Source organism: Duganella zoogloeoides (assembly GCF_034479515.1).
In the GTDB taxonomy this organism is placed as follows: Bacteria; Pseudomonadota; Gammaproteobacteria; order Burkholderiales; family Burkholderiaceae_D; genus Rugamonas; species Rugamonas zoogloeoides.
In genome coordinates this window covers 1,483,206-1,500,797 of record NZ_CP140152.1, presented here as the reverse complement: position 1 = coordinate 1,500,797, position 17,592 = coordinate 1,483,206, and the positions used below count along the sequence as shown (strand labels likewise).

Below are 17,592 nucleotides of genomic sequence, written 5' to 3'. Positions count from 1 at the left end.
TTCCCATGAAAGCCATCGCCTACCGACAGTCCCTGCCCATCACCCACGACGAAGCGCTGATCGATATCGACCTGCCCGCCCCGCAAGCGCAGGGGCGCGACCTGCTGGTGGCGGTCAAGGCCATTTCGGTCAACCCGGTGGATGTCAAGATCCGCGCCAACGCGCCGCCTGCCGAGGGCGCGGCCAAGGTGATCGGCTGGGATGCGGCCGGCGTGGTGCAGGCGGTCGGTCCCGACGTCACCATGTTCAAGCCCGGCGACGAAGTCTGGTACGCCGGCGACCTCACCCGCCCCGGCACCAACAGCGAGCTGCACCTGGTGGACGAGCGCATCGTCGGCCACAAGCCGCGCACGCTCGACTTCGCGCAGGCGGCCGCGCTGCCGCTGACTGCCATCACCGCGTGGGAACTGCTGTTCGAGCGCCTGCAGGTCAGTCGCGACAAGGGCGTCACCGGCAAATCGCTGCTGGTGATCGGCGCGGCCGGCGGCGTCGGCTCGATCCTGGTGCAGCTGGCGCGCCAGTTGACGGGCCTGACCGTGATTGGCACCGCTTCGCGCGAGGACACGGCAGACTGGGTAAAGGAACTGGGCGCCCACCACGTGATCGACCACAGCAAACCGTTGAACGAGGAAATCGCCCGCCTGGGCCTGCCCCCGGTGACCTACGTGGCCGCGCTGAACCAGACCGACCACCATTGGCCGGCCATTGCCGAACTGGTGGCGCCGCAGGGCAAGGTGGCACTGATCGACGACCCGGCCGCCATCGACGTGCGCGTGCTCAAGCGCAAGAGCGTGTCGCTGCACTGGGAATTCATGTTCACCCGGTCGATGTTCGAGACCGACGACATGGCGCAGCAGCATCAATTGCTGGACGACGTGGCGCAACTGGTGGACACGGGCGTGATCAAGACCACGCTGGGCGAACGCTACGGCGCCATCAATGCGGCCAACCTCAAGCGCGCCCACGCGCTGATCGAGAGCAACCGCGCCAAGGGCAAGATCGTGCTGGAAGGGTTTGAATAATCCGGCAGGCTGGAAAGGCTGAACCCGGAACATCGCTGCAGGCAATACGTCGCCATTGCCGCTTGGAGTCGCGCCCGCACCGGGCTATGCGGGCTGGCGACGCAGGTTGAATTTCAGGCGCAGACCGGCAGATGCGGCTGCTGGCGTTGCTGTAGCAGCGTCAGCACGCGAGCGTCGTGCGCCACCAGCATGTCTTGCATGGTGGCGGCCTGCACGCAGGTATGCTCGATCACCGACAGGAACAGCCGCTGGCGGCGGTTCAGCCGTGCCGACTGATAGCCGAGCTGGTCGAACATGGTGGCGATGTCGATGCAATAGGCGCGCAGTTCCCACATGGTTTGCCGGGTAGCGTCGATATCGTCGCGCATGGCGTGGTCCATGTCGATGAACTCCAGCTGCGCGCGCGGGTCCTGGTCGGCCGCACGGATGGCCGGCAGCCATTGCTCGAACTTGTGCGCGATGCGGCGCATGCGGGCGATTTTATGATCGAGCATGCGGCAGTAATGCCAGCCCAGCCACCAGGCCGGCAAGCGCGCCATCCAGCGCGGCAGTCCGGACGTGTGCAGCGAGTGTTCGAGCTTTTTGACGGCGGCAATCAGGTGGCGGGTACTGTCGCCGACGGGCACGGTGGACATGGTGGGCTCCAGAAGCAAACGAAACCTCACCATAGCCGTCTGATCAAACAATCTATTTGATACCGATTAAACTTTGCGCGATTTTACGTGGCGGTTTTGCGCAACATGGCTTTGATACCACGCAGTCCCTGGCGGATGCGCGCCTCGTTTTCGATCAGCGCAAAGCGCACGTAATCGTCGCCGTACTCGCCGAAGCCGATGCCGGGCGAGACGCACACCTTGGCCTCGGCCAGCAGCAGCTTGGAAAACTCCAGCGAACCGAGGTGGCGGTACGCCTCCGGTATGCGGGCCCAGATGTACATCGACGCTTTCGGCTTATCCACCGGCCAGCCCGCTTCGCACAAGCCCTTGTGCAGTACGTCGCGCCGGCTCTGGTACATGGCGCGGATCTCTTCCACGCAGTCCTGCTTGCCTTCGAGCGCGGCAATCGCAGCCACCTGCACCGGCGTGAAGCTGCCGTAGTCGTGGTAGCTCTTGATGCGCGCCAGCGCCGCCACCAGCTCCTTGTTACCGACCATGAAGCCGATGCGCCAGCCGGCCATATTGTAGCTTTTGCTCATGGTGAAAAATTCCACCGCCACGTCGCGCGCGCCCGGCACCTGCATGATCGACGGCGCCTGCCAGCCATCGAAAGTGATGTCGGCGTAGGCCAGGTCGTGCACCACCAAAATATCGTGCTGGCGCGCCAGCGCCACCACCCGCTCGAAGAACTCCAGTTCCACGCATTGCGCGGTGGGGTTGGACGGGAAGCCGAGTATCATCATCTTCGGCTTGGGGTAGCTCTCGCGCACCGCGCGCTCGAGCTCCTCGAAGAAATCGACGCCAGGAGTCATGCGCACCGAGCGGATATTCGCGCCGGCAATCACTGCACCCCAGATGTGGATCGGGTAGCTGGGATTGGGCACCAGCACGGTATCACCGGCGTCGAGCGTGGCCAGCATCAGGTGCGCCAGCCCCTCCTTGGAACCGATGGTGACGATGGCTTCCGAATCGGGATCGAACTCGACGGCGTAGCGGGTCTGGTACCACTTGGTGATCGCCCGGCGCAGGCGCGGGATGCCCTTTGAAGCCGAGTAGCCATGGGTGTCTGGCCGGCGCACGGTATCGACCAGCTTATCGACGATGTGCGACGGCGTGGCGCCATCCGGATTGCCCATCGACATGTCGATGATGTCTTCGCCACGGCGGCGCGCCGCCAGCTTGAGCTCGGCGGTGACATTGAAAACATAGGGAGGCAGGCGATCGATGCGCGAAAATTTGCGCGGAGTTTGGGTGTCAGTCATGGATGTCTCACGTAAGCGCCCGGAACCGTCCGAGCGACGTCGATGCAATGTTGCACCGGAATCCATACTAGCCGAACAATTGGGCCTAGCGCAAGGTGGTCAGTGCAGAGGCCGCAACAATGCTGGCGATCGCCAGCCACTGGGTGGGCGTCAGGTGCTCGCCCAGCAGCACCATGCCGGCCAGCGCGCTGAGCGCCGGCGCCGCGCTGCTGAACATGCTGAAAGTGCGCGACGACAGGCTGCGCATCGACAGCATCTCCAGCGTGTACGGCAAGGCGCTCGACATCACCGCGATCGCCAGGCCGACCGCCATGAACGACGGCGTGAGCAGCACTGCGCCCGAGGTCCAGGCGCCCAGCGGCACGATGAACAGCGCGCCGGCCGTCATACCCCACGCCACCGACTGGCCGCCGTGCATCACCGACACCCGCTTGCCGAACACGATGTACAGCGCCCAGCACACGGCCGCCCCCGCCGCATAGGCAACGCCGACCGGGTCGAGCTGATCGACCTTGCCGTGTAGGGGCAACAGGAAATACAGCCCCAGCACCGCCAGCCCCACCGCTGCCAGGTCGCGCGGGCGGCGCGAGGTCCACACCGCCACCGCCAGCGGGCCGGACACCTCGATGGCCACTGCGATGCCCATCGGAATATGGCTGAACGCGCGGTAGATCAGCAGGTTCATCAGGCCGATCACGCTGCCATATACGGCGACATTGCCGGCCTGGCGCCACGTGAGCGGCACCCGCCACGGACGGAAGATCGCCATCATCAGCAAGGCCGCAAAGCCGATCCGGTACGCGGTCACGCCTTCGACGCCAACCAGCGGAAACAGGTGCTTGGCCACGGCCGCACCGGCGTTGAGCGAGATCTGGCTGGCCAGCAGCGCCAGGCTGGCCAGGACCGGGCTACCGGCGGTGGTTGATTTTTGTGTCGTCATCTGTTTCGGGCTGCCGGTGGCGTCAGGCGGTGCAGCGGCCAGGCGCCGGGCGTCGCTGGTCGTCTTGGATTATTCCTGGTCATCATTTGGCCGACAATTCCAGCGCCAGCGCGACCGGCCGGCCCGTCGCCACCTTGAGGCTGTGCGGCGCGCCCGCCTTGACCGCTACCGTGCCAGCGCCAGCCAGCTTGAGCTGCGCGACTATGGCAGCAGCGCGCCGCGCGGCCAGTTGCGGCAAGGCGTCCGCCGGCAATTCCTGGCGCTCGACCAGTTGCGCCTGCAGGGCCGCGTAGAAGGCGGACGGATCGGCCACCTGCGGCTCGCCCTGTACCAGCTTGCCGAGGCGTTGCAGCAGCGGCAGCTTGGCTGCTGTGCCAGCGGCGCCGATATCACTACCAGCAGTCCGGCCAGCCGCACCAGAACCAGCAACAGCGCCAGCACCTGCGGCCGTGGCCGCACTCACGACCGTGCCGTCAACCGCCACTGCAACGCCGCTTGCCTTTTCCGCCAACAACTTCTGCTGCGCTAGCGCCGCTGTGCCCAGGCGTTCGGCGTACAGGTCGCGCAAGGCGGTGCGCAGTTTGCGGCCGCCCAGGTCGAGCGGGCCCGGCTGCTCGTCGGTCTCGACGTGCACGCCGGCGCGGGCCAACACCGCGCGCCGCAGCGCCTGGGTGCGCAAGGCCAGGCCATCGGCCGCCTCGCTGTAACTGGCCGGCACGGTCAGCGCCAGTTCCGGCTTTTTCGCCAGCAACTGCGCCACCTGCTGCAATTTTTCCCGCTCGGGCGGCAACAGGCGGTCGCTGCCGGCATCGAACTCCACCGCCTGCAGGCGCTCGCCATCGATGCCAAACAGGCGGCCCAGCGCGCGGAACGGCGCCGTCACCGCGCGCGTCATGATGTTGCCAACAGCTTTCCACACCACCGCGCCGTAGCTGAACTGCGGATCGTTGAGGTCGCCGGTCACCGGCACCCCGAGATCGATGCGGCCATCGCCGTCCTTGAGCAGCGCCAGCGCCATTTCCAGCGGCAGTTTCAACGCGTCGGGACTGGCGATGCGCTCACCCAGGGTCAACTGGTCGAGCACCATGCGGTTGCTGCCTTGCAGTGCGCCGTGGCGCACCTGGTAATCGAGGTCCAGCGATACCTTGCCCTGGGCGATCTTGTAGCCGGCAAACTTCATGCTGTACGGCGACGCCGACACCAGGTCCAGGTTCTTGAACATCACTTGCACGTCGGTGTTGTCGGTCAGCGCAAACGGATTCAGGTGGCCACGGATGCGCGCCAGGCCGTAGTCGTCAACCCGGCCATCGAGCTCGATCTGGGCCCGCGCGCCGGGCCGGGTGGACAGGCCGGAGACAACGCCATTCAACTCCACCACCCTGGCGGCAAACTGCGGCCGCAGGCTCAGGTCGGTGAAATCGAGCTTGGCATTCTCGACACGCACGCGCCGTACGCGCACCGGAAATGCCTCGACGCCAGCTTCGGTACGCGCTGCGGCAGGCATCTCCCCTGGCGCGGGCACGGCCGCTGGTGCAACAGCAGCGGCCGGCCGCTGCACCAGCAAGCGCTGGGCATTGAGGCTGCGGTCGCTGTCGATGATCAGGATGGCGTTCGGTTCGACCACGCGCAGCTCGGCCACTTCCAGCCGGTCCGGTCCCAGCGTGAATGCCACCTGGTCGGCGCGCACCGATTTCCAGTGCGCGAAGTGGTCGCCATCGTGCTCGTTGAGCGCCAGCTGCGCCACCTCGAACCACCCGTCGTAGCGCAGCGCCGGCACGGCCTTGTCGCCGGTGCTGGTAACGGTGTTGGTACGCAAGCGACCGGCGGCCGACACGCTGCCATCGACCAGCTTGAGCCTGACGTACTGGTCGAGCAGCGGCTGCAATGGCGCCAGCGCCAGCCCGTTCAAGGCAAGCTCGGTATCGACCACGGCGCCGGCCGGCACGAATGATCCTTTGGCAGTCAGCTGGCCGCCCTCGCGCAGGCCGACGCCGCCGTCGAACGCGAGCGCACGCGCGCGGTCGGTGCCGACACCCGCAAGATTCAGGTAAAAGTCTTGCAGGTGGACCTTGACGCCGCTGGCGGCATCGTCCACCAGCGCGCCGAACTGCCGCACCTGCACCGACTTGACCACGGCAGTCCAAGGCTTGCCGGCCGACGTCTGCCGCGCAAGCTCAACCTCGCGGCCATTGACGCCACGACCTTCGCTGCCGTTGTTGCCCGCGCCGGCCCTTCTATCTCCGCTGCTTCCATTACCTCCGCTGGCTATGCTGGCTACGCTACCTGCACTGCCCCCGTTGGCGCCAACGACATTGTTGCCAACCTTGCCGCCATTGACAGGGGTACCGCCATCACGACCTGCCATCGCCCAGCCTTCGAGCAAGCGCCATTGGCCGGCCGCGTCGCGCGACAAATCGAACTGGCCGCCTTCGGCGTAGAGCCGCCCCACGCTGGCGCGCCGCGCCGCCAGGTCGAGCGCGCCATCTTCGACGCCGAGCCGCGCCACGGTCACCGGCGTGGCCGCACCGTTGGCCAGCGCCAGTTGCGCCACTGCCAGCGCCGCCCGGTCGACGTCGAGCTGCATGCCGCTGGCGGCGCTGCGCACGTGAAGCGCCAGGCCCAGCTTGACGCGGTCGGCACTGGCCCGCAGCGCCGGACGCGCGGCCAGGCCCAGCGCCACGCCGTCGAGCGTTACGCTGGCGCCCGGCAGACGGGCGTCGAATTTGCCGTCGGTGTAGGCGTAGTGGTAAGGCAAGGTCGCCGACAGCCGCCCTTGCGTCAGCGTCACGCCGGCCAGGGTCTGCAGATAAGGCGCCAGTCCCGGCAAGGCGACATTGCGCAGCACCAGCGCGCCGCTGCCGGTCAGCGGCACCAGGGGATCGAGGCTGGCCCGGCCCTGCCAGTGCAGTTTTCCGCCACGGCCGGCATCGGCGCTCAGCGTGTAGTCGCCGTGCTGGTTCGGCAGGGTGCTCAGGTTGCGCAGTTCGAACGTGATCGGCGCGAAGGTTTCGTCGTAGCCGGCATGACGGTCGTGCAGCGCCAACTTGCCCTGCGCCAGCACGAAATGCTCGATCACCAGGCGCGGCGGGGGCGTTGACGGCTCGTCGGTCCGGTCGCGGTTGAGGGTGTCGATCAGGCGCGCCAGATTGAGCGAGCCGTTTTTGTCGATCACCAGTTGCACTGATGGCGCACCAAGTCGGACTTCAGCCAGGGTCCAGGCCCGGCGCAGCAGCGAGCGCCATTGTAATTCCACGGCCAGCGACTGCACTGCAAACAGCGGCGCGCCATCGGCCTCGGCCAGTACCAGGTCGGTCGCCTCGAGCCGCAAGGTAAACGGGTTGAAGCGTAACTCGCCCACGCTGGCCTTGCGATCGAGGTGGCTTGCGGCAAAGGCCGGCAACTGCGTTTTGAGCACGTGCGGCAGCACCCAGCCGCCCACCGCCGCGTACAGTCCCGCCGCGCCAGCCATGCCCATGCCCCACCGCTTCCACCTTTTGCCCATCGCTCGGTCTTATATACAAAGTTGCAACAGCTGCCATTATAATAGTTTACTTGAATCAATTTATTGGCTTCTCAGCCATCTGACAATGCGACTCTCTCCTGCGCTACTCCCCGCCGCCATCGTTCTCGTTGCCGCCAACGTTACCACCCAGCCGGTGCTGGCGGCCCCCAAGGCGGCTGTCCCCAGGCAGGACAGCACCTTCATCCGCAACGCCCCGCTGCCGAAATGGATCGCGCCGCTGTCGGCAGTGCCGCCTGCGGTGCAGACCGGCCCGGTCGTGCTGCGCCTGATGGAAACCCAGGCCTGGGCCGGGCCCAAGCCGGTGGTGCTGGTCAACCGCGCAGTGCAGGTCAATGACAAGAGCAAGCTGGGCGAAATCGGCCAATATTCGCTGCCCTATCGTCCCGCCTACGAGAAGCTGTCGCTGCACCGGGTGGCGATCCTGCGCGGCGACACCGTGCTCGACCGCACGGCCACGGTCAACATCCGCCTGCTGGAACAGGAAACCAGCGTTGCCACCGGCTTCTACATGGGTGTCACCTCGGCGCAATTGCTGCTCGACGATGTGCGGGTGGGCGACACGCTGCAAATCGTCTATTCGACCGAGGGCGCCAACCCGGTGTTCGGCAGCACCTGGACCGACGACTACCAGTGGGACCGCCATATTCCGCAGGAGACGCGCAAGCTGCTGGTATCGCATCCGGCCGCCACGCCGCTGCACTGGCGCGAAGTGAGCGACGCCTACCCGCCCGGCCTGGCGCCGGTACTCGAACGCATCGGCAATATCGAGCGCCTGCGCTTCGAAGGCCAGGCGCTGGCGCCGTTTTCGCTCGACGAAGGCGTGCCCAACGACGTAGTACGCACACGCATGTTGCAGTTCAGCGAATACGGCAGCTGGCAACAGGTGGCGCAATGGGCCAACGCGCTGTTTGCACCGCCGCTACCGGCATCGACCGCGCGGCCGGCGGCCAAAAAGCCGGAGGCGCCATCCGAACTGGTCACACTGGCGCAGCGCTTCGCCGGCGGCGCCAACGATACCGAACGGGCCAGCGCCGCGCTGCGCTGGGTGCAGGACGAGATCCGCTACTTCAGCGTGGCGCTGGGCGAAAATTCGCACCGCCCGCAAGTGCCGGGCGAGGTGCTGCGGCGCCGCTTCGGCGATTGCAAGGACAAGAGCGTGCTGCTGATCGCCCTGCTGGCGCAGATGGGCATCAAGGCCGAGCCGGTGCTGGTCAACGCCCAGTTGCCCACCTATCCGCGCAAGAGCATTGCTGCACCCACCGTGTTCGATCACGCCATCGTGCGCGTGCACCTCGATGGCAAAACCTATTTCGTTGATCCTACCCGGGTGGGCGAGAAGGCGCTGATCCCGCTGCTGACGACGGCCGTACCGGGCGCCGCCGGGCTGGTGGTGGCGCCCGACACCACCGATCTGATCGCCTTGCCGGAAGAAGTCGTGGACCAGCCGGTGATCGAGCGGCTGGAGTCGTTCGTCCTCGACGAGCTCGACGGCGACGCCCGGCTCAAGGTGCGCATCAGCTACCGCGGCAACCTGGCGGCGCCGGTGCGGGCAGCGTTGAACGGCAGTTCGCAAACGGACCTGGCCAAGAATGTACTGGCTGACTTCGACAAGCTGTATCCAGGCGCCGAGCTGGTCGAAGGGCCGACGCTCGAAGACAGCGCGGACGGCACGACATTCTCGGTGCTGTCCGGCCTGCGCCTGCCCAAGCCGATCCTGCAGCAGAACAGCCTTTACGTCATGCGCTTCGATTCCAAGGTGCTCAATGGTTTGCTGCGCATCCCCGGTTCGCTGACCCGCACGCTGCCGCTGCAAATGCCCATGGGCCGGTTTCAGACCCGTTACCGCATGCAGGTGCAATGGCCGCAACGGGTAAAAATGATGTTCAGCGAAGGTGCGGTGGACATCGACAACCCGTTCTTCGACGCCCGCCAGGAATTTTCCTGGCGCGGCAACGAACTCGATTACACCATTGATTACGCCACCAAGCGCGCGCAAGTGCCGGCGGCCGAGGTGCCGCAGCTGGGCGCGGCAGTCAAAAATCCGGCACTGCAGTCGTTTGGCGAAGGCAATGTGCACTTCCACGAGGCGTTTGCCATCAACGTCGGCGCCGAGCAGCTGACGGTGCAGGATGCGATTGCCATGCGCAACAAAACGATACTGGCGAGCCTGGGCGAAGCCATCAAGGAGCGCAGCCGGTCGCCGATGACCGCAGAGGTCCTGGGCCTCAAGTGCGCGGCCGTGCGCCACCTGGTGACGGCAGGTGACGGTGGCAGCGGCACGCTACGGTATCTGCCGCAGATGATCGCCGACGTGGCGCAGCAAAAAGGTTTCGATAAAGAACGCGACCTGTGCCTGGGCCAGGTGTACTTCAGCCAGCTCGACTATGCGCGCGCGCTGGAAACCTTTGCCAAGACCGACGTCAAGGAAGACGACGCCGCACTGCTCAAGCAAGCCTGGGCACGCATGTCGCTCGGCAATACCGCCGCTGCCGCTGGCGACTCCGGCCGCTACGCCAAGGCCAAGCTCAAGCAAGGCAAGCTGCTGCCAAGCGAAGCGATCCAGGTGGCGCTGGTGTTCCAGCATGCGCACCAGCCGCTGCCCCCGGACTTGCAGGCCTACGTGGATGCGGTACCGGACGGCGCGTGGCCGCGCCCGGTGCTCGATTACCTGGCCGGCAAGATCAGCCAGCAGGCCTTGCTCGGTGTTGCGCGCGAATTCGGCCCGGTCAAGCGCGAGATGGCGCTCAACGAAGCCTGGTTTGCCATTGGCTCGAACCTGCGGGCGCAGGGAAAAGCCGCCGAAGCCATCGGCGCGCTCAATTACGTGGCCGACCACGGCTTGCGCGGATTCGAGTCCACCTTGCTGGCACGCAGCGAACTCGCTTTGCTGACCGGCACCGCAGCGGCCGCCAAGTAATTCGCGCAGGGCTTACAATACGAAAATCGCCGACTCGTTACGTAAAATGCAATAGCATGCAAGCCCAACTCGAACCGTTCCACGCCATCGCCATCAGCCGCCTGGCCCATGCCCTCAAGGCACAGGGCCGCTCCATCATCCACATGGAGTTCGGCCAGCCGTCCACCGGCGCACCGCCGGCCGCCATCGCCCGCGCCCACGCGGTGCTGGACGACGACGCCATGGGCTACTGGGAAAGCGCGCCGCTCAAGCAGCGGCTGGCGCGGCATTACCACGAACGTTACGGCGTGACGGTCGATCCCGAGCGCTTCATCCTCACCTGCGGCGCCTCGCCGGCACTGGTGCTGGCCTTGAATTCGCTGTTTTCTCCAGGCGACCGGGTCGCGCTGGCGCGGCCCGGCTACGTTGCCTACAGAAACGCCCTCAAAGCCTTGCACCTGGAACCGGTGGAAATAGCGTGCGGCCCCGAGGTGCGCTACCAGCTTACCGCTGCGGCCCTGGCCGCCATCGAACCGGCGCCACACGCCGTCATCATCGCCAGCCCGGCCAACCCCACCGGCACCATCATTGCGGCCGAAGAACTGGCGGCGATTGCCGAAGTGTGCCGCGAGCGTGGCATCCGCATCATCTCGGACGAGATCTACCACGGCCTGAGCTACGTGGAACCGGCGCAAACCATCCTGGCCTACGCGCCCGAGGCGCTGGTGGTGAGCAGTTTTTCCAAGTACTTCAGCATGGCTGGCTGGCGCCTGGGCTGGCTGCTGGTGCCCGAGGACCATATCGCCCGCGCCCAGGCGTATTGCGGCAACCTGTTTCTTACCGCGCCATCGCTGAGCCAGCACGCGGCGCTGGCCGCCTTCGACGACCTGGCCGAACTCGACAGCCACCTGCACGTATACGCGGAAAACCGCCGCCTGCTGCTGGCGGCATTGCCCGACCTGGGCCTGCGCGCCATCGCTCCGCCCGACGGTGCGTTCTATATTTATGCCAGCATCGCCCACCTGACCGACGACAGCCTGGATTTTTGCCAGCGCCTGTTGAACGACACCGGCGTGGCCACCGCCCCCGGCATCGATTTCGACCCGGTGGACGGCCGCCATTTTTTCCGCATGAGTTTTGCCGTGTCCACGCCGCAGATCGTGGACGCCATCGCCCGCCTGCAGCCGTGGTTTGCCGCGCAGGCCGTTTTATAAACAACTTCGTTCTGGACCGCTAAAATTTTATAACAGCAATGCGTAAATTAACGACTATCACCCCGGCCTTGGCCTTGGCCTCGGCCTTGGCTGCACTGATCCTGGTACCTCCGGGCGCCAGTGCGCAGGCCCCTTCACCGCTCGGCGACGCCGTCACCGTCGTCGGGCCGCTCCAGCCTGGCACCACCCCGATGGCATGGAGCTATACCGGGCTGAGTGCCGGCGTGGACATGTTCGAGCGCCGCAGCTCGCAACTGGCGCCGGGCGCCCTCATGCGCTACCAGATGCCCAAGGGCATGCTGCCGCCCAAGGAGAAGGATGGCAAGCTTGAGGACACCACCGCCGCCATCGCCGTCAAGGGCTGGTCGGTGCCGCTGCCGTTGGCGCCCGACCTGAGCTTCGTGCTGCCGCCCAATGACCGCGCCAAGTCCGACGGTGCGTACGTGGTGATGAGCCGGCGCTTTCCGTCCGGCCTCTACCAGCACCCGATTGTTTCCGTGCGCACGCCGGACCTGCTCCCCAACGTGCTGCGGCTGGGCGACTTGCGGCTGGCCTGCGAAGTCCAGGTCCGCATCCTGAAAAAAGACATGTTGCGCGAACGTATACTGCTCGACGCCAAGAGCTGGTTTGAAAAAGGTCCGTGCGAGCAGGACCGGATGTTCGACGCCCCGGCACAGTACAACAGCATCACGTACACGGCAGGCTCGCGCAAGCAGGTCATGCCGGCCAGCGGCAAGCAACTGGCATTCAACGCCCCGCTCGGCGACGACAAATGGCCCGACGATACGCTGCTCACGTTCGAGCTCGACGGCGAGCCGGCGCCGAAGCTGGTCGCGGCGCCAAGACCGGTGCAACCGCCGAAACCATTTAATCTGCCGATGGATTCCCAGCCCGCGCCATTGCCGCTCGAGTTGCTCGAACCCGACCTGTCGCGGGAATCGCTGCTGTACCAGGAGGCCGAGGTCATCCCCGCAACAACGCATCCCTGAGCAAGCTCGGCACCAACCCCGTCCAGCGCTTGAACGAGCGACGGAAGTTGGTGGCGTCGTGGAAGCCCAGGTATTGCGCCACCGCCTCGTTGTCATACCCGCGCACCTGGAACAGGTGGATCGCCACGTGCGCCCTCACCTGGTCCAGCTCGGCCTGGAAGTGGCTGCCGTGGCGCGCCAGGTGGCGCTTGAACGTGGCGGGACTGACGCCAAACGCCGCAGCGCTGCCCTCCAGCGTCGGCCCCAGCCGGATATTGTCGAGCAGGTAATCGTACAGTGCCGTCAGCAGGCTGGGCACCAGTTCCGGTGACTCGCCCGCAACGCCCTGCAACGCTGCTGCCGACGCCAGCGCATTGCCACGTGGCCAGGGACGATCAAGCCACGCCGGATCGATCAGCATGGCGTCGAACTGGCAGTTGAAGCGCAGGTCGTTGCCCAGGTGCATCTCGTGCTGCTCGACGTGGGACGGTGCGCTGCGGTTGAGGCAATAGCGCCACGGCAGGCGTTCACCACCGAGCCAGCGGCACATCGCCGTCACGGCCGTCATGTGCATTTCCACCAGCGCCGGCAACTGGCTCGGCGCGCCGAAACTGTCGGTCCAGTACAGCACGGCCATGCCGCCATGAGTGCCGCCCTGCGTACCGTCCTCGCGCCAGCGCGGCGTCAGTAGCGGGCACAGGCGCGCGTGGCCGGCGCACAGGATGTCGAGCGCCTGGCGAAGGTTTTGCGCCTGCAGCAGCGCATGGCTGAGTGCGCCGTAGTGGCCGGGCAGCATTTGCTGGCCCAGCATGAAACTGGTGTCGCTGCTGGCCAGCGCGCGCATCACGTTGGCCAGCAATTGCAGGTACTGCTGCGGCGTGAGCAATACGTGCGCAGCCGGCGGCTCATCGTCGACCAGGCCGGTGCCGCGCAGCAGTTGCTCGCCGTCGATCTCCTGGCTGCGCGCGTAGTCGAGCACGAGCGCCGGCTGGTGGCGCGCCACGATGAAACTATCGCCGGTTTGCCGGTACGCGATCACGCCGAAGCGCCAGCCACGCAAGCCGATGATGCAGACCGTGGCAGTAGCGGCGCCGATTGCGCAGCGGCCGCCGGCTGCGCGGCCACTGCCGGCGGGGTAGCGTGCGCTGACTGTACCGGCTGGGCTGAAGCCGCCAGTATCCGCCCCAGTTCCGCCAGCAACACGTCGGCATCGGTGTCCGCACTGGCGCTGGCGTGGCGCACGCTGATGGATACGCGGCCATCCTTCGCGTAGTGACGCATCTGCCCCACCATTGCTGCCAGGTGGCGCGCCATCGCTTCGGCCTCGGCCACGCCGGTGTCCGGCAGCAGCAGTGCGAAGCGGTCGCCTGCGTAGCGGCACAGCAGGTCGTCGTTGCGCAGGTTGAGCAGCAGCATGTGGCCCACGGCCTGCAACACGCGGTCGCCCTCGCGCTGGCCGAACTCGCGGTTGATCAAGTGGAAGCTGTCGATATCGAGCAGCACCAGCGCGCACGGCCGGCCCGGGCGCTGCGCCTGCTCGTGGCGGATCTGGCGGCGCAGGTAGTCGGCATTGGCCAGTTGCGTGATGCGGTCGAACGCGCGGTGGTCGCGGAACAGCCGCTCGCGTTTTTGCAAGTGCTCATTGAGGCGAAACTGTTCGTGGCGCCAGTAATACATGCCGCAGGTGAGCACCAGCATGCCCAGCGGCACCAGCATCTCGAGCCAGTGGTCCCACCTGGCCGCCTTGCTGACGGCAAAAAATTCATCCATGCAGTCGGCAAATGATCCGACCATGATCATCGCCAGGCCACCGGCCAGCAGCCGCGTGACCAGGCCGCCGGGCCGGCTGCTCAAGGTAAACAGCACCCAGCTGCCAGCCATCACCGCCGTGCCGCCTTCGCTGACGATGTCGGTCCACTTCCACATGTGGAACGGCTTCGCCACACCGAGGGTGGAATACAGGAACACGCAGGCGACCAGCGCCAGGCAGGAAACGATCAAGGTGGAGCGGTGCAATTGCAGCATAAGGTTTTACCGGAACGTGGTTACTGCGGCGGCAGCTTAGCGCCTGCATATGACCGCCGTGTGACAAGGCCCGACATGGGCAAATACACAACACCGCAGCTTGGACAGGTCATTACGGCTCATCGACGTTCGCAGGGCGAAGTCCAGCTATCGCAAACGGACACCAGCGCCGGTGAGCACCGCCAAGCAGTCTGTGGCAGGCGGCAATGACGAGCGGCATTGGTGAGCAGCAGCGGTAAGCCGCAATAGCTGACCACAATCGACCACAATCGGCGGCGGGTCAATCGAGCTCATTTCGCCACGCCACCGCCTGCAAGGCGGCGGTTTACAGCACTTGCCGCCGGGGCATGTCATGCATTTGACATATAGCATCCCTAGAATCCGCAGCGTTCCCTCATCCAACCCACGGTACGCCATGAAAACCAACGCTCCTCACCTCTCCACCCATCCACGCCTCAATGCGCTGACGCTCGGCGTGCTGGCCATGCTGGCAGGCACAGCTGCTGCCCAGACCGCCATGCCGCTCGACGGCGCCAACGGCGCCAATGCTGCCCTGGTGACTGCCGCCAACAGCGTGGTCATCGCCGGTCAGCGCTCGAGCCTGCGCAACGCCATTGCTGCGCAGGAGAAGGCGGACAATATCGTGAGCGTGATCAGCAGCGACGACATCGGCGGCCTGCCGGACAAGAACGCCGCCGAAGCGCTGGCGCGCCTGCCGGGCGTGTCGGTCCAGCGCGACCAGGGCGAAGGCCGCTACGTGAGCGTGCGCGGCCTGGGCCCCGACCTGAACGCGGTGACCATCAACGGCGCGCTGGTGCCGTCGCCCGAAGCGGGCCGCCGCGCCGTGGCGCTCGACGTGCTGCCGGCCGGCCTGATCCGCTCGCTGGAAGTGAGCAAGACCTTGACGCCGGACCAGGACGCCAATTCGCTGGGCGGCACGGTCGAGGTGAAAACCCTGTCCGCGTTCGACCTGCCCGGCAAGCTGCTGTCCGGCTCGATCGGCGCCAGCCGCGACCAGAACATCGGCAAGACCAGCCCCAACGCCAGCTTGCTGTTTGCCGACCGTTTTATGGGCGGCAAACTGGGCGTGGCCGGCGGCATCAGTTACGAAAAACGCGAGTTCGGCTCCGACAACGTGGAAACCGGTGGCGCCTGGGACAATGGCAAACTGACGGGACTGGAACTGCGCGACTACCTGCCCACGCGCGAACGCCGCGCCGCCGCCATCAACCTCGACTACCACCTGGACGAACACAGCAAATACTACGTGCGCAGCTTTATCAGCGACTTCAGCGACGACGAAGTGCGCGACCGGCTCACCATCAGCAACATTGCCGGCGGCAGCTTGGCCGAAGGCGCCACCGCCACTGCACGTGGCGAACGCCGCCTGCGCCAGCGCAAGTACACGCAAACCATCAGCTCGGTCGTGGCCGGCACCGAACTCAAATGGGACCGCTGGAAACTGGAAGCGTCGGCCGGTTCCAGCCGCGCCAGCGACGATGCGCCCGAATCGATCAACGACGCCCGCTTCCGTGGCGCCAGCAACTTTGCCGGCGTGGGCTTCACCGGCACCGACATCCCGCGCTTGAGCGGCCCGGAGTCGCTGTACGACGCCAGCAAGTACAAGCTGAACTCGATCGCCCTCAAGCAAAGCGACGCCACCGACAAGGAACACCATATCCGCTTCGACCTCGGCCGTAAATACGATCTCGGCGAAGGCACCGGCAAGTTCAAGTTTGGCGCCAAGCTGAGCCGCCGCGAAAAGGACAACAATACCGAGGCCTGGTCATACAGCAGCTCGCAGATCGGCGGCGCCAGCACTGCGCTGACCAGCTACGTCACCGGTGACCAGCTCGATTTTAAACTGGGCCGGATCGGCAACGCCATCAATCCCGGCGCGATCCGCCAGCTGGTGGCAGCCCTCAATCGCGCCAATGCCCGCGTACTGGTGGACTCCACCGTCGATGACTACAACCTGCACGAAGACATCGACGCCGCCTACCTGCAACACAGCTACGACATCGACAGTTGGCACCTGCTGGCCGGCGTGCGCGCCGAGCACACGCGCTTCAAGGCGGCAGGCACCAGCGTCAACGAGGAAGAAGAAACTTTCACCCCGGTCGAGCGTCAGCGCTCGTACACCAACTGGCTGCCGACCTTGCAAGCCCGCTACGACCTCGACGGCAAAACCAGCCTGCGCGGCGCCTGGACCCACTCGGTGGTGCGCGCCAACTTCGACCAACTGAAACCCGGCATCAGCCAGTCCAGCGACACCGAAGCGACCATCGGCAACCCCGACCTGGCGCCGCTCAAATCGACCAACCTCGACCTCGGCATCGAACGCGTGCTCGGCGACGACGGCGCGATATCGGCTTACGTGTTCCACAAGGACATCAAGAATTTTACCTACACCACCAACCTGGCCGGCAGCGGCGCCTGGGCCGGCTACACCTCGGCCATCACGTACGCCAACGGCGACAAGGCCAGCGTGAAAGGGCTCGAACTGTCGTACAACCAGCCGCTGCGCATGTTGCCGGCGCCATTCAACAACCTGGTGTTCGGCGCCAACGGCAGCCTGACCCGGTCCAGGGCCAACGTGGCGCGCTACGACCAGGATGGCGGTGCAATGCGTTCGCGCAGCATCCACCTGCCGGGCCAGTCGAACCGCGTGATGAACCTGATGCTCGGCTACGAACAGGGACCGCTGTCCACCCGCATCGCCGTCAACTACAAGTCGCCCTACCTGCTGGAAATGGGCGACGACATCCTCGACGGCAGCGGCGACCGCATCGTGGACAGCCAGAAACAGGTCGATTTCTCGCTGTCGTACCAGCTGACCAGGCAAGTGCAGCTGAACATGGAAGCGGCCAACCTGAATAACGAAAAGTACTACACGTACCTGGGCAGCAAGGCCTATAACGCCCAGTACGAACAATATGGCCGCACCTACAAGCTGAGTCTGAAAGTAAGCCTGTTCTAGGAAGGGAAGCGGCCAGCACGCAATGCCAGCACCGCTGGCCGCCAACAGAAGAACCGTCCCCCGCACCGGCAGACCGCCGCAGGAGCAGGGATCCAATTTAACCGGG

11 protein-coding genes are annotated in these 17,592 nt (G+C 65.7%); 5 read left to right on the top strand and 6 right to left on the bottom strand.

Translation table 11 applies throughout. The annotated features are described in order from the left end of the window. Positions 1 to 5: 5 nt before the first annotated feature. On the top strand, positions 6 to 1,022 hold the full coding sequence (locus SR858_RS06565; protein WP_019921946.1) for a zinc-binding alcohol dehydrogenase family protein: 1,017 nt from the start codon (positions 6 to 8) through the stop codon (positions 1,020 to 1,022). Between the two features lie 113 nt (positions 1,023 to 1,135). Here SR858_RS06565 and SR858_RS06560 read toward each other — a convergent pair whose 3' ends face one another. The 4 genes from SR858_RS06560 to SR858_RS06545 form a co-directional block, all read right to left on the bottom strand. Then, positions 1,136 to 1,657: a hypothetical protein gene (locus SR858_RS06560; RefSeq protein WP_019921945.1), complete on the bottom strand. Its 522-nt coding sequence runs from the start codon at positions 1,655 to 1,657 to the stop codon at positions 1,136 to 1,138. Positions 1,658 to 1,740: 83 nt separating this feature from the next. Continuing rightward, positions 1,741 to 2,940: an alanine transaminase gene (alaC, locus tag SR858_RS06555; protein WP_019921944.1), complete on the bottom strand. Its 1,200-nt coding sequence runs from the start codon at positions 2,938 to 2,940 to the stop codon at positions 1,741 to 1,743. Between the two features lie 85 nt (positions 2,941 to 3,025). Next, positions 3,026 to 3,880, bottom strand: coding sequence for an EamA family transporter (locus tag SR858_RS06550; RefSeq protein ID WP_019921943.1), 855 nt, complete (start codon positions 3,878 to 3,880; stop codon positions 3,026 to 3,028). Positions 3,881 to 3,962: 82 nt separating this feature from the next. Then, positions 3,963 to 7,382: a DUF748 domain-containing protein gene (locus SR858_RS06545; protein ID WP_154819859.1), complete on the bottom strand. Its 3,420-nt coding sequence runs from the start codon at positions 7,380 to 7,382 to the stop codon at positions 3,963 to 3,965. Between the two features lie 85 nt (positions 7,383 to 7,467). Here SR858_RS06545 and SR858_RS06540 point away from each other — a divergent pair, with 85 nt between their 5' ends. The 3 genes from SR858_RS06540 to SR858_RS06530 all read left to right on the top strand — a co-directional run bounded on the left by SR858_RS06540 (position 7,468) and on the right by SR858_RS06530 (position 12,502). Next, entirely contained in the window at positions 7,468 to 10,320 is a 2,853-nt protein-coding gene (locus tag SR858_RS06540) for a DUF3857 domain-containing transglutaminase family protein (RefSeq protein WP_322534509.1), read from the top strand. Positions 10,321 to 10,376: 56 nt separating this feature from the next. Then, positions 10,377 to 11,513 carry a pyridoxal phosphate-dependent aminotransferase gene (locus SR858_RS06535; protein WP_019921940.1) on the top strand — a complete coding sequence of 379 codons (1,137 nt, stop codon included), beginning with the start codon at positions 10,377 to 10,379 and terminating at the stop codon, positions 11,511 to 11,513. Positions 11,514 to 11,599: 86 nt separating this feature from the next. After that, a complete protein-coding gene (locus SR858_RS06530; protein WP_157094832.1) occupies positions 11,600 to 12,502 on the top strand; it encodes a hypothetical protein in 903 nt (300 codons plus the stop codon). Here the strand turns inward: SR858_RS06530 and SR858_RS06525 are convergent. Next, positions 12,477 to 13,541 carry an AraC family transcriptional regulator gene (locus SR858_RS06525; RefSeq protein WP_019921938.1) on the bottom strand — a complete coding sequence of 355 codons (1,065 nt, stop codon included), beginning with the start codon at positions 13,539 to 13,541 and terminating at the stop codon, positions 12,477 to 12,479. The two genes, SR858_RS06530 and SR858_RS06525, sit on opposite strands and share 26 nt — an antisense overlap. Next, the gene (locus SR858_RS06520; RefSeq protein ID WP_019921937.1) at positions 13,517 to 14,506 is read right to left on the bottom strand and encodes a GGDEF domain-containing protein; all 990 of its coding nucleotides are present in this window, start codon (positions 14,504 to 14,506) and stop codon (positions 13,517 to 13,519) included. The genes SR858_RS06525 and SR858_RS06520 overlap by 25 nt, the downstream gene beginning before the upstream one ends. Positions 14,507 to 14,921: 415 nt before the next feature. On the opposite strand from SR858_RS06520, the gene SR858_RS06515 reads away from it, so the two are divergent. Next, a complete protein-coding gene (locus SR858_RS06515) occupies positions 14,922 to 17,486 on the top strand; it encodes a TonB-dependent receptor (RefSeq protein ID WP_019921936.1) in 2,565 nt (854 codons plus the stop codon). Positions 17,487 to 17,592: the final 106 nt, after the last annotated feature.

Bases quoted from the DNA above. Each gene is read 5' to 3' on its own strand.
- SR858_RS06550 (WP_019921943.1), bottom strand. From the start codon at position 3,880: ATGACGACACAAAAATCAACCACCGCCGGTAGCCCGGTCCTGGCCAGC.
- SR858_RS06515 (WP_019921936.1), top strand. From the start codon at position 14,922: ATGAAAACCAACGCTCCTCACCTCTCCACCCATCCACGCCTCAATGCG.
- alaC (WP_019921944.1), bottom strand. From the start codon at position 2,940: ATGACTGACACCCAAACTCCGCGCAAATTTTCGCGCATCGATCGCCTG.
- SR858_RS06565 (WP_019921946.1), top strand. From the start codon at position 6: ATGAAAGCCATCGCCTACCGACAGTCCCTGCCCATCACCCACGACGAA.
- SR858_RS06560 (WP_019921945.1), bottom strand. From the start codon at position 1,657: ATGTCCACCGTGCCCGTCGGCGACAGTACCCGCCACCTGATTGCCGCC.
- SR858_RS06545 (WP_154819859.1), bottom strand. From the start codon at position 7,382: ATGGGCAAAAGGTGGAAGCGGTGGGGCATGGGCATGGCTGGCGCGGCG.
- SR858_RS06520 (WP_019921937.1), bottom strand. From the start codon at position 14,506: ATGCTGCAATTGCACCGCTCCACCTTGATCGTTTCCTGCCTGGCGCTG.
- SR858_RS06540 (WP_322534509.1), top strand. From the start codon at position 7,468: ATGCGACTCTCTCCTGCGCTACTCCCCGCCGCCATCGTTCTCGTTGCC.
- SR858_RS06535 (WP_019921940.1), top strand. From the start codon at position 10,377: ATGCAAGCCCAACTCGAACCGTTCCACGCCATCGCCATCAGCCGCCTG.